This is a genomic window from Thermodesulfovibrio sp. 1176, assembly GCF_029946585.1.
Taxonomy (GTDB): domain Bacteria; phylum Nitrospirota; class Thermodesulfovibrionia; order Thermodesulfovibrionales; family Thermodesulfovibrionaceae; genus Thermodesulfovibrio.
The window spans coordinates 121,149-134,669 of sequence record NZ_JARZRZ010000003.1 but is presented as its reverse complement, the minus strand read 5'-3'; the positions used below and the strand labels follow the sequence as shown (position 1 = coordinate 134,669).

Genomic DNA, 13,521 nt, shown 5'->3' with positions numbered 1-13,521 from the left:
AAAAAAATTTAAATAGTTATAAATTAAGACTTTTGCCTTTATATATATTAACCTCGAGGGGAACTGAAAGAGAAAAATTGACCATTTCATTCCTTACAATTTCTTCTATTTCATCAATCTGTTCTTCAATAACTTCAAGAACAATTTCATCGTGAACCTGTAAGACAAGCTTTGCATTAAATTTACCTTTTATGATTTTGTCATATATTCTTATCATTGCTATTTTTATAAGGTCTGCTGCAGTCCCTTGCACTACTGTATTAACTGCTATTCTTTCAGCCTGCATCCTTAAAAATTGATTCGGACTGTTTATATCCGGAACAGGTCTGACCCTTCCAAAAAGTGTTTTAACATAGCCATGGACTTTTGCAAAATCAATAGTCTCTTCAATAAACTTTCTAACAAAGGGATATTTTAAAAAATAAAGGTCTATTAACTCTTGTGCTTTTTCATAAGGAATTTTTATTGATTCTGATAAACCAAAGGCACTTATACCATAGGAGATACCAAAATTTACTGTCTTTGCAATTCTTCTTTGTTCATCGGTTATTTCCTCTTCTTGCACTGAAAAAATCTCTGATGCTGTTGCTCTGTGTATATCTTTTCCATCATTAAATGCCTTAATTAATGAAGGATCATTACTTAAGTGAGCTAAAATTCTAAGTTCGATCTGAGAGTAATCGGCGCTCAGGAAAAGAAAACCTCTCTCTGGTACAAAAACTTCTCTTAAAAATTCAGCCCATTGCCCCTTTACAGGGATATTCTGTAAATTTGGTTCACTACAGGTAAGTCTTCCTGTTCCAGCAATGGTCTGTAACCATTTTGCATGAATTCTACTCGTTTCAGGATTTATATAAGCTTTAAGAGGTTGCAGATATCCTGTTAAAAGTTTATTTAAAATACGATAGTTTATAACTTCCTGAGGGAGTTCATGTTGAAAGGCAAGCTCTTGCAGTACTTCCATTTCAGTGGAGCGAGCTTTTTTACCCCTTTTTCTGCTTTTAAGACCTAATTTATCATATAAAATTTCTGCAAGCTGTTTTGGTGAGTTAATGTTAAACTCATTTCCAGCGATTTTATAAATTTTATCCTTTATCTTATCAATCTCTAAAGAGAGTTCTTTTGTTAGTCTTTCAAGTTTTTCAATATCAATCTTTATCCCTGCCTCTTCCATGTGTGCTAAGACTTCTATAAGGGGCATTTCAATCTCATAATAAAGTTTTTCAAGACTTCTTTCTTTAAGCAAATGGTTCAATTTTTCATAGAGTTCAAACATTAGCTCTGCCTCAGTCTTTTCATAATAGAGTTTTCCTAAATATTCAAAGGCGATATCACTGAACCCATACTTTCCTTTATTAGGATTTATAAGATAGGAAACAATCATAAGATCAAAATAGGGAGGAACTAAAATTATACCCTTAATTTGAAGAGTCTTTAGAAGTTCTTTAGTATTATATACTATCTTTAAACTCGGGGATGATAATATTTTAGAGGTTTCTTCAATTTCAAATTCATAGAAAGATTTTCCTGTAAAAATATGAATTTTGCTATTTTTGAGTATAACAGCAAATTTATCACTTTCTTCTATATTTGTAATATCAGATAATTCCATTTTTTTTTCTGATAATTGAAGACCTGAATGGGAATAATTTTCTTGTTTAAAAATTTCTTTTAAAAGACTGTGAAATTCAAGTTCACTGAAAAATTTTATAAGAAGTTCTGTATCAGGTTCTTTAATCTTTAATTCTTCCAGATTGAAATCAATAGGAACATCTGTTTTTAAAAGTACAAGCTCTTTACTCAACTTTAAAGTCTCTGTATTTTTTCTTATTAATTCTGCAATGCGTGATGGTTTAACTATCTCTATATTTTTGAGAATATTTTCTACGGAACCATATCTTTTTATAAGCTCTAAAGCAGACTTTTCTCCAATACCTTTTACTCCTGGAATATTGTCAATGCTATCACCTACCAAAGCCATGAAATCGGAAAGTTTTTCAGGAGATATACCATATTTTTCTATAACAAAATCTCTATCAATGACCAGATTATTAAAAGGATCATAAATCTTAATATTTTCAGAAATTATCTGAAGCATGTCTTTGTCAAGGGTTACAATATAAAAAATTGCATTGTTTATATTAAACACCGCAGATGCTATTATATCGTCTGCTTCATATCCTGGGATTTCTACTCTTTTTATACCAAAGGCATCAACAATTTCTTTTATATAATTTAGTTGCAAAAGTAAATCCTTTGGTGTTTCAGGTCTCGTTATTTTATATTCTTCATAAACTTTATGTCTTTTAGTAGGATAAGGACTGTCAAAGGCAATTAACATGTATTGAACTTTTCTTTCTTTAAGCAGTTTAAGAAGCATTCTTGTAAAACCATAAATAGCATTTGTAGGTAAACCCTTTGAAGTGCTTAATGTCCTTATGGCATGATAGGCTCTATAAACAAAACAGCTTCCATCAAGAAGATAGACCTCATTCATATCTTAAAGCCTCTATAGGATTGAGAATCGAAGCTTTATAGGCAGGATAAAATCCAAAAAAAATCCCAACAAAGGCTGAAAATCCAAAGGCAATAATTGCTGCAATGGGAGAAATGCTAACAGGCCATTGCATAATTGATGATACAATCAAAGATGTACCAATTCCGAGCAAAAGTCCAAAAATTCCTCCTATTGTTGTGAGAAAAACTGCTTCAATAAGAAATTGCAATCTAATATCTCCTGGTTTTGCTCCAACAGCCATTCTAATTCCTATTTCTCTTGTTCTTTCAGTAACTGATACAAGCATAATATTCATAATACCTATTCCACCAACAATTAAAGAAACTGAGGCAATTGCTCCAAGTAAAATTGACATTGTTCTTGTTGACTCCTCAGCAGCCTTAAGCATTTGTGTTAAATCCATGACAGTAAAATCATCTTCTTGATTAGGTCCGATTCTGTGTCTTTGTCTTAATAATGTTTTTATCTGTTCAGTTGCAGTAGGAATGGCTTCAAGACTTGCAGCCTTTGCATAAATAAGCCTTACCCTACCGGGAAGGATATTTCCAAAAAGGGTTCTTTGAGATGTAGTAATAGGAACATATATTATATCATCTTGATCCTGTCCTGTAAGGGTCTGTCCTTTTTTATCAAGAACTCCTATTACTTCGAATGGTATTTTTTTAATTCTTATTAACTTTCCAACTGGATCAAGGTCACCAAAAAGTTTTTCTGCCACGGTCTGCCCTATCACCGCCACTTTTGTTCCACTTCTTACATCCTGTTCTGTTATAAATCTTCCTGAGATAAGTTCCCATTCACGGACTGTTACCATTTCAGGAGTTGTTCCCATAACAGCAGTTGACCAGTTTTGATTACCAAAGACAACCTGAGCTGTTCCAGAAATTACAGGAGCAACTGCCACAACAGCTGAACACTCCCTTGCTATTGCTTCTGAATCTGCCATTGTAAGGGTCTGAATTGTACCATGTCCCATTCTTATTCCACCTTGGGTTGTTGCACCCGGAAGTATTAAAATTAAATTACTTCCAATGCTTGATATCTGGTTGGAAATCTTTTCACTTGCACCTGTTCCTATTGCAACCATGGTAACTACCGCACCGACTCCTATAATTATTCCAAGAATAGCAAGAAAAGAACGCATAGCATTGGCTATAAGAGATCTTAAGGCAATATTAATTATGGAAGATATAGCTATCATGTCTTTGTATCACTTAAAATTTTACCATCAAGAAACCTTATCTGTCTTCTACCAAAGGATGCGATATCTGGTTCATGTGTAACAATAATAGTTGTAAGTCCCTGTTCTTCATTTAATCTTTTGAATATCTCCATTATTTCCATACTCGATTTAGAATCAAGATTTCCTGTTGGTTCATCAGCAAGGATAATTGCGGGATTATTGACTAAGGCACGGGCTATTGCAACTCTTTGTTGTTGACCTCCACTAAGCTGTCTTGGATAAACATTTGCTTTTTCTTTCAATCCCACCCATGACAGAGTTTCCAAAGCTTTTTCTTTTCTTTCTTTTGCAGAAATTCCTGCATAAATAAGAGGAAGTTCCACATTTTCCAATGCAGTTGCCCTGGGAAGAAGATTGAATTGTTGAAAAACAAAGCCTATTTTTTTATTCCTTATTTCTGCAAGTTCATCGAGACCAAAAGTAGAAACATCTACTCCTTCAAAAAAATATTTTCCAGATGTTGGTGTATCAAGACACCCAACAATGTTCATAAAAGTTGATTTTCCTGAACCACTTGGTCCCATAATGCAGACAAATTCTCCTTTTTCAATACTTATAGAAATATTATCTAAAACTTTTAATTCATGGTCACCAAATTTATAAATTTTAACAACATTTTCAAATTTTATTTGAGTCATGTTTAAAATCTTACCGGTGGTCTTGCTGTTGTGGCACCATCTTGTTTTTTAGTTGCTATTTCAATAATTACTTCCTCTCCTTCTTTTAAATCTCCTTCAATAAGTTCTGTCCATTCTCCATCACTTATTCCAGTTTTAACATTAATTCTTACAGGTTTACCACCTCTTATAACCCATACTCCCTGTTGTTTTGAAGGTGGGCTATCTGGCATTCTAAATCTTAATGCAGAGTTTGGTATTTTAATGACATTTTCTTTACTGTTAACAACAAAAGTTACATTAGCAGTCATGCCAGGCTTAAGTAAAAGGTGGGAATTATCAAAGGATATAACAACATTATAAGTTACAACATTTTGAGTTACAGTAGGTGAAAGCCTTATCTGCGATACAATTCCTTTAAATTTTTTATCGGGATAGGCATCAACTGTAAAGTTTACTTCCATGCCTGTTTTAATCTTTGATATATCTGCTTCATCAACATTTGTGTCAACCTGCATCTTTGTAAGGTCAGGAGCTATTGTAAAAAGTGTAGGAGTTTGAAAGCTTGCTGCAACTGTTTGCCCTACTTCCACATTCTTTGCAATCACAACACCATCTACAGGAGAAACAATTCTTGTATATCCAAGATTGGTTTTTGCCTGCCTGAGCCCTGCTTCAGCTTTTTTTACCTGAGCCAAAGCAATTTCATATTGGGCACGGGCAGTATTGTAAGCTGTTTCAGCATCATCAAGTTCACTCCTTGCAATTAGATCTCTTTTAAAAAGCTCTTGTTTTCTTTTTAGTGTTCTTTCTGCATCTTTTAATGTTACTTCTGCTTTAAAAAGAGTCGCCTTTGTATTGAGAAGTTCAGCTTCTGCCTGTTTAAGTTCATTTTCAAAAGGAGTAGAATCAATCTGGGCTATAAGCTGACCTTTTTTTACCTTGGAATTGTAATCTGCATAGAGAGCAACTATTGTTCCAGAAACTCTTGTTCCTACAATAATTGTTGTTACAGGATTTACATTCCCTGTTGCTCTTACTGTCTGCGTTATCTCGCCTTTTTGAATTTTAGCAGTCTTAAACTGAATTTTTTTGGATCCCGAAAAAGCTATAATGATACCTGCTAAAACTGCCATAACCGCTATTGCTAAAATTATAAGTAACTTTTTATTCTTTTTCATTTTTCCATCCCTACTATTTTTTCTATCGATGCATATGTTACATTGTAGTCATAAATTGCCTGCCAATACTGAGTATTTATTTGTTCATAAAGAACTATAGCATCAACTACTTCTATGGAGCTTCCAATTCCTACTTCATATCTTGCCATTGCAAGATCAAGATTTTCCTTTGCCTGTCTTAAAGCCTCCTTTAATGTTTCTATTCTTTGGGATGCTTCTTTAAGTTGAACAAAAAGATTTTTTATCTGGGAGGTAATTTGCTGTTTTATTGATTCTTCTTTATATGAATAATAGGCAACATCTGCCTTAGCTTGTTTAAGTTTATATGTCGTTGACCATCCACTAAACAATGGAAAATTAATTTGAAAAAGTAGACTCCAGCCTCTGTTAAGAGGAAAATCTTCTCCGCTGTACCCATATCTTCCTGTACCAGTTAGGGTTGGGAAATACTCTTTTTTTACTAAATCCTCTGAAATCTCTGATGCCTGTCTGTTAAACTTAACTGATTGAAGTTGAGGATTTTTCTCTAAAGCAACCTTTATTGCGTCATTTTCATCAAGTTTTCTTAATGCATAATCTTCCTCTTTAATATCGAAATCCGGCATATAAACATCCCCCATTGCTATTTTTAAATTTAAAAGAGCCTGTCTGACTAATTTTTCAGCAGAAATCACAGCAAGCTTTGCATTACTTAATTCAACCTCTGCCTTAGTTACTTCAATCTTAGGTTTAAGACCTACCTCATAAAATCCTTTGGCTAAGTCAAGATGTCTTTGTGCCTGTTTAAGAACTTCCTGTGCTGTTTTTCTTTGTTTTTTTGCCTTGAGAAGATTAAAATATGCTTCCTTTACAGTATAAACAGTATTTATTTTTGTATCCTTATCTTGCCATATGCTTGAATCAAAAAGTATCTTCTGAATATCCACTTTTAATGAAGTCCTTCCAAAATCAAAGAGAGTTTGAGTAAGAACTATCTGTCCTGAATAATTTTTTGAGTATTCTTGTAATTTTTGAGCTTCTTGATAACTTCTCTGGTAACCTAAAGAAAGTTCTATCTCAGGCAAATAACCTGATTTTGCCTCTCCAATTTTAAAGTAGCTTTTTTCAACCTGCTGTTTTGAAGCAAGAATTTCGGGATTTTTTTTCAATGCTATTTCAATACAGTCTTGAAGACTGTAAATAGGCTGATTTAACTCTGATGAGTCAATGCTTAATGCTTTAGATTGCAAGATAAATAAGAAAAATATTAAAAATAAACATGTTCTCATTATTTCTTTTCCATAACATCTTTTAATTTTGCACCTGTATTAACAGTAACATCCACATAGGGAATTACTGACATTCCTGGCCATAGGGGATACTCAGGGTCAAAAGGAGAATCAATTATTATTCTTACAGGAATTCTCTGTACTACTTTAACAAAATTCCCAGTTGCATTTTCTGGTGGAAAAAGACTAAAAACAGCACCTGTACCTGGTTGAAAACTTGCAACATGACCTTTAAAAATTTTGCCAGGATAGGCATCTACCTTAATTTTTACAGGTTGACCAACTCTCATTTTTTCTATCTGAGTTTCTTTAAAATTAGCACCTATCCATATATCATGTTCATCCACAATGGCCATCAATGGTTGTCCAGGTCGAACATACTGTCCAACTTCAACAGATTTTTTTGCAATTCTACCATCTCTTGGTGCTAAAATTAGTGTTCTTTTAAAATTAATTTCTGCAATTTTTAACTCCTGTTGAGCTTTTTTAATTAAATTTTCCTGTGTTTTAAGCTTTGCTGTTAAAGTATTTATTGTAGATTTTATTTCTCTTATCTGGCTTTCTGCTGATTTTTCATGTGCCAGTGCTATCTTTAAAGTTGCCTCTGCCTGGTCATATTTGCTTTTTGAAACCAGATCTTCCTGATAAAGGCTTTTAATTCTCTCATATTCCTGCTGGGCAAGAACTTTTTGGGCACGGGCAGATTCAAGGTTTGATTCTGCTACATTAAGTCTAGCAATAGCTTCATTGAGTGATGAAGCTATTTCCTGCCTTTGTGATATAAGGGTATTAACATTAAACTTTTTTGTATCTAACTCAGCAAGATAATCATCTTTTTCTATTTCAACAAGGGGTTCTCCTTTTTTTATTCTCTGGTTATGTTCTACATAAACTTTAACCACTTTGCCTGAAACTTGCGGTGAAATAGGAACAATGGTTCCCTCAACGTAGGCATTATCTGTTCTTTCATAAACAATATAATAATATATCTCTCTTGCCATAAAAAATAAAACTATAACTGCTAAAATAATGAGTATGATAATTTTTAGTTTTTTTGAATGTTTAAATCTCTCACTCAAAGAAACAAGACTCATTTAATATCGCCTCCTGCAAACATTTCATTATTTATAAATGCTTTAAGCAATGTACCTGTTGCCTGTCTTAGCCTTATGACAGCCAGTTGATAGTTGTACAGGGCTTCCATAAGTTTTCTTTCAGCAGTAACTAAAAAAGTATTTGCATCGGTAACATCTATACTATTTGCAAGTCCGTGCTGATACTGTTTTGAAACGGAATTAAAATTATCTCTTGCATAGGTGACCTCATCTTCAAGAGATTTAATTGTGTCTTTGAAAGTTATATAGTTATGATAAGCATACTCAACATCCATGAACACCTCTTTCAATGTATCTTCATACTGAAGTTCAGCTTGTCTTAATTTTGCCTTTGCCTCTCCAACTTCTGCCCTTCTTAATCCTCCTTCAAATATAGGGAAATTTATTGAAGCGATTGCATATTTTGATTCTTTATTTGTCATCTCATTTGAAGGATCCTGGTCAAGTCTTTGATAGGTAATTGATAGACTTAAATAGGGGAAAAAAGAGCCAATCGCATAATTTACATTTTTTCTTGCTATTTCCTTTGAAATTTGAGCAATTTTTATCTCAGCTCTTTGCTCCTTTGCAATTGCCTTAATTTGGTCAAGGGTTAAATTCAAATAGGGGTCTATAATCTTTGATTCGATTATTTCAAAGTTTCCCTCAATCCCCACATCTCTTGATAGTTGAGCCTTTGCAATTTTCAAAAAATTTCTTACAGAAATTAAATCTGCTTCTGCACCACTTAACTCAGCCTCTGCTCTTAAGAGGTCTGTTTTTGTTACTTCTCCTACTTTAAGCCTTATCTTTGCCGCATCTCTATGCTTTTTTAGTCTTTCTACATTAGATTCGGCTATTTCAACTGTTCTTTTTGCCTTAAGATATGTATAAAGATCTTGAGAAACCTTTAAAAGATATTGTTCCTTAAAAGAATTTACATCATGCTCTGTTTTAATGAGACTGTCTCGTGCTACAGCATAAGCAGTAAACTCTTTACCTCCTAAAGAAAGTTTTTCCTCAATTGTTATTCCCCATATTTTACTTCTATCTGGCTGAATAATCTGATTGTTAAAAAGTTTTTCTTTGCTGTATTCAGTGTATTTGCCAAAAGCAGTAACTGTAGGAAGTAATGCTGATAGAGCTTTGTAGGTACCTTCTTTTGATATTGTAATGTTTTCTTCAGCAATTTTTACTTTTTCAGCCCTTTTAAGGGCAAGAGAAAAAATATCATTTATCGTATAATTTTCCTGTGCAAAAACTAAGCTTTGTAAAATCAACAAAAAAATAGTGATGAAAAGAAAAATTTTTCTCATTTAATCCTCCTTGTACCATCATAAAATATATCAATATAAGTTTGTACTGCCTTCTTGAAATTTATTTTTCTTTTAAGAAATTCCTTTTTTATAAACAAATTGAAAAGCATACCAAAAAATGCTGTAGATGCATAAGTGGTATCTATATCTTTTTTTAATACATTTTTTTCCTTTAAATCTTCAAGATAGGATGCAAAAACAAGATAAACTTCATGAATCATTTTACTGTTTATTTCTCTTATTTCAGCAGGATACTGAAACATTTCGGCATGCATTATGCAAATTAGATCCTTTTTATTTTTTAACAAAGCTAAAAAATATTTAGCCACAGTTTGTAATGCCCTTTTATATTCCATTTTTTTTATTTTTGGTAGAATATCTTTTAATGTAGGCAAGAAGGATTGACTTCTTAAAACTTCAATAAAAAGATTTTCCTTTGAATTGAAATATCTGAAAAGAGTTACCTCCGCAATTTTTGCTTCCTTAGCAATTTCCTTTGTTGTTGTTCCAAGAAATCCCTTTTTAGAAAAAAGTTTTAAAGCAGATTGAATAATTTTATCTCTGGTATTTTTCATGGTAGTACTTACTAACATATACTAATAAAAAAATCTAAGTCAAGGATTGAGAGTAATAAAGTTTTTGACGAACTCTATTTCTTCTTCCTTTGACATGAGTTTACCATTTAATTTTTCGTTAATTATCATTTCGAAAATTTGTTTATAAACAGGTCCTGGACTAATACCAATTTTTTTTAAATCTTCGCCTGTAATTAATGGTTTTATATCTCTGAATTTAGTAAGAAACTGAGAAATAGCCTGTTTTTGAGGCCTATTTGCATGTATCATCATCAAAATAATTATCTCAATTTTTAGAGGTTTTAACAAGTTATAAATCTCCATATTTTCTTTCGATATGTTCAGAAATTGTAAATTTTTCTTAGCAATATCAATGTTTTCAAGGAGCATTCTTTTTATATGTTCTGGAGCATTTATCCTGTCAAGAAGTTCTATTCTTTCTTTATTATCTAATTCCCAGAGAATTGCCATTAGGTATATAAATTCTCTCTCGTAATTTTCCTTAAGAAACAGTAAATCCACTCCCTGAAGGGTTTCGTGGGCTTTAAGAAGAATATTATAAATATTTTTTCCTTCCAATGAAGGATGAATCACTCGCAGTAATCCATAATCTTTAAGTCTCTTAATAGCCTGATGAGGTAATGTTTCTTTAAAAAGGAGAATAATCTCTTCATAAAGTCTTGAACCTTTTAGTTTCTCGAATATCTCCATTTTAACAGCTAATTTTATAAGATTTTCTGTATGTTTTGATATTTTAAACCCTAATTTCTCTGCGAATCTAACTGCCCTGATTGCTCTTGTTGGGTCTTCTACAAAACTTAAATTGTGAAGTACTCTGATTTTTTTATCTTTAATATCTCTCTGTCCACCAAAGAAATCAATCAAAATCCCAAAATCCTTTGAATTAAGTTTTACAGCAAGAGCATTTATGGTAAAATCTCTTCGATATAAATCTTTTTTTATAGATGAAGTCTCCACCTTGGGCATCGAAGCAGGAGATTCATAGTATTCTGTTCGAGCTGTTGCAACATCTATATTTAAATTTAAAGGCTTTCCATCTTTTTGTAATTCCTTTATAATTTTTGCAGTAGCAAATCTAAGATGGGGTGTAACTTTCCCATTTATTTTTTTTGCAAGTTCCAATGCAAATTTTATTCCATCACCCTCCACTACTATATCTATGTCTTGACTTGGAATGCGCATTAACAGATCCCTAACAGAACCTCCAACAAGATAAGCACCATAACCTAATTCATCGGCAAGTTCACCAGCTATTTTTAAAATTTCAAAGAATTCCTGTGGTAAGAACTCTCTCATTAATTTTGCAACATTTCTTCTTATCTCATCAGAAGATTCCTCCTTTGGCTGTGAAATCTTAAATTTTCTCATAAGTTCTTCATACAAATTCCTTAGTATATCCGTTCTTGTAATGACTCCCAAAACATGCTCATCTTTTAAAATCGGAACAAATCTTTGATTTAGTTCTACCATATTTTTTTCAATTTCCATTATTGGCGTTTCTTCCTCTGCTGTATAAGCATCAGTAGTTGTAAAATCAAAGACCTTTGATTTTTTTAAACCATGAAAAATCGCTTTTTCTACCACCCCTCGTGTAATAATACCAATATACTTTCTATCTTTTATAACAGGCATAGCATTTATGCCATATTTGGTCATTATTTCCTCAACTTCCTTGATAGTTTTATCCCATTGAACAGAAATTACAGGAGTGGTCATTAAATCTTTAGCTAATTTTATAGGTTTTACTTGTTCTTTAATAGCCTTTAAAAGTTCATCAATCAATAAATTTACAGGCATGTCTTTAATAGTAGCACTTCCAGCTGCCCAATGCCCACCTCCATTAAAAGATGAAAGAATCATACCAATATCAATTTCTGGGATGTTACTTCTTCCAATTATTATTAGTTTGTCTGCCATTCCAATTATGATAAAAAGAGCATCTGTATCAATAAGATCCATTACTTTATGAGCAATATGGGATATATCTTGAGATTCTTCCATAATACCATAAGCAATATGTATTCTTTTCCCTTCAATTATGTATTCTTGAAGGGAATTTAAAAGTTCATTTAAAAGAGAAATTTCCTCCCGAGAAAGGTCTTCTTTTAAAAATTGTGAAACTAAATTTAAATTTGCCCCTCTCTTAAGTAAATAAGCTACAGCCTCTACATCTCTTGGTGTAGTTGATGGAAAAAGAAGACATCCTGTTTCCTCATAAATTCCAAGACAAAGAAGAGTGGATTCAATTGGTGAAAGGAAAATATTTTTTTTACGAAAAATTTCAGTAAATAGTGATGAAAGGGCACCAATTTGTTCAATGATTTGAAAATCTGCTTTAATATCATCATCTGCTGGTGGATGGTGATCATAGAGATGAACTTTACCAGCTTTTTTTAGCAATTTTGACATTTCTCCAATTCTTTGTATACTTCTTGTATCAACAATTATTAATTTTTCAATTGGTTCAGATTCTATTTCTTTCATCTTTTTTATATCAAAGGGCTTAAAGGTATCAAAAAATAATTTAACTCTTCTTTCCATAGATCCAGGAAGTACAACATAGGCAGATGGATAAAGCTTTTTTGCTGCCATACAGGATGCTAAAGAGTCAAAATCAGCATTAAGATGAGTAGTTATTATTTGCATTTATTTAAATTTCTCAAAAGCACTATTAAAATCTAAGAGTTCATTGTAATCGTAAAGAACAGATATGGCTGAGGTATCTGTCTGTATGTTATTTTCTTCAAGGGCAGCAATAGGATTAAGACCACCAACAACTATGATTCCTACTCTATCAATTCCTACAGGAATATCAAGCAGAGGTTGATTAGGATCACCAAACATAAGAATTCCCTTGAATCCCTTTTTCTGCATAACTTTGTAAATTTCTTTAACTTTATCAAGGCAGACAACAGGGATTTCTCTAAAACTTGCAAGAATTCTTCCAAAACCATTCTTTATTGCTCCGATAACATCAGTCATTTTGCCCCTCATAAATATTTCAAGGGGGTCCAAAGAAGTTCCGTCATAACTTATTAAAGCACCAAACTTATAAGGCTGACCATCTCTTACTTCAAGAACACCACCAAATTTTGAAATTATAGGAATTCCAGCTTTAAGTAAAATAGCGTTTAAAGTTACACTGCATATTGTTCCAATGCATATGTGATCTTTTGGTACAAGAATATTTTCTGTATCTTTTTCAAGAATAAGTACTTTATGACCCATAACATAGGGAGAATTAAAAACATTTTCCATCACTTTAAAAGCTTTCTTTATTTTACTTTCATGGATGTATGTAATGTTTAAAATTAATCTTCCTTTTAAAGAATTAATATCAAAATCTGATAGATAACTCAATGACTCAATCTTATTTATAATAAAACCGACCTTTTCAACAGTGCTGGCAGTTTCAAGCTCTTTTCTGCCTTTTTCAGTGATTTTTCTTCCTTCTTTACCAAAAACTTTTGTTAATCCTCTTTCATCAAGAATTTTTAAATGATATCTAACAGTTCTCTCTGAAAGGTTTATTCCGTGCATTTTAAGTTTCTTAGAAATTTCCTTTGAACCTATAATTTTATTTTCTTTTGATAAAATTTTTAAGATAGACAAAAGTGTTCGATTCATCTTCCACTCCTTTTCGAGATTCTCTATTAAAAATTATTAATTTTAAACCTTTTAGTCTATT

10 protein-coding genes are annotated in these 13,521 nt (G+C 32.2%); all 10 read right to left on the bottom strand.

Annotated features, from left to right (window positions below; translation table 11 throughout):
• Positions 1–16 precede the first annotated feature (16 nt).
• Genes polA through QI155_RS06515 form a run of 10 tightly spaced genes read right to left on the bottom strand, consistent with a single transcriptional unit; the run spans position 17 to position 13,460 of the window.
• On the bottom strand, positions 17–2,497 hold the full coding sequence (gene polA / locus QI155_RS06560; RefSeq protein ID WP_068861212.1) for a DNA polymerase I: 2,481 nt from the start codon (positions 2,495–2,497) through the stop codon (positions 17–19).
• The gene (locus tag QI155_RS06555; RefSeq protein ID WP_068861213.1) at positions 2,490–3,719 is read right to left on the bottom strand and encodes an ABC transporter permease; all 1,230 of its coding nucleotides are present in this window, start codon (positions 3,717–3,719) and stop codon (positions 2,490–2,492) included. The genes polA and QI155_RS06555 overlap by 8 nt, the downstream gene beginning before the upstream one ends.
• A complete protein-coding gene (locus QI155_RS06550; protein WP_068861214.1) occupies positions 3,716–4,399 on the bottom strand; it encodes an ABC transporter ATP-binding protein in 684 nt (227 codons plus the stop codon). The genes QI155_RS06555 and QI155_RS06550 overlap by 4 nt, the downstream gene beginning before the upstream one ends.
• Before the next feature lie 2 nt (positions 4,400–4,401).
• The gene (locus tag QI155_RS06545) at positions 4,402–5,559 is read right to left on the bottom strand and encodes an efflux RND transporter periplasmic adaptor subunit (RefSeq protein ID WP_068861215.1); all 1,158 of its coding nucleotides are present in this window, start codon (positions 5,557–5,559) and stop codon (positions 4,402–4,404) included.
• Positions 5,556–6,827 carry a TolC family protein gene (locus QI155_RS06540; RefSeq protein ID WP_068861216.1) on the bottom strand — a complete coding sequence of 424 codons (1,272 nt, stop codon included), beginning with the start codon at positions 6,825–6,827 and terminating at the stop codon, positions 5,556–5,558. Before QI155_RS06540 ends, QI155_RS06545 begins: the two co-directional genes overlap by 4 nt.
• Positions 6,827–7,921, bottom strand: coding sequence for an HlyD family secretion protein (locus tag QI155_RS06535; protein WP_083200140.1), 1,095 nt, complete (start codon positions 7,919–7,921; stop codon positions 6,827–6,829). The genes QI155_RS06540 and QI155_RS06535 overlap by 1 nt, the downstream gene beginning before the upstream one ends.
• The gene (locus QI155_RS06530; protein WP_281321318.1) at positions 7,918–9,237 is read right to left on the bottom strand and encodes a TolC family protein; all 1,320 of its coding nucleotides are present in this window, start codon (positions 9,235–9,237) and stop codon (positions 7,918–7,920) included. Before QI155_RS06530 ends, QI155_RS06535 begins: the two co-directional genes overlap by 4 nt.
• Positions 9,234–9,812, bottom strand: a complete 579-nt coding sequence (locus tag QI155_RS06525) for a TetR/AcrR family transcriptional regulator (RefSeq protein ID WP_068861219.1) — start codon at positions 9,810–9,812, stop codon at positions 9,234–9,236. Before QI155_RS06525 ends, QI155_RS06530 begins: the two co-directional genes overlap by 4 nt.
• Positions 9,813–9,851: 39 nt before the next feature.
• A complete protein-coding gene (locus tag QI155_RS06520) occupies positions 9,852–12,479 on the bottom strand; it encodes a CBS domain-containing protein (protein WP_281321317.1) in 2,628 nt (875 codons plus the stop codon).
• On the bottom strand, positions 12,480–13,460 hold the full coding sequence (locus tag QI155_RS06515; RefSeq protein ID WP_281321316.1) for an NrpR regulatory domain-containing protein: 981 nt from the start codon (positions 13,458–13,460) through the stop codon (positions 12,480–12,482).
• Positions 13,461–13,521: the final 61 nt, after the last annotated feature.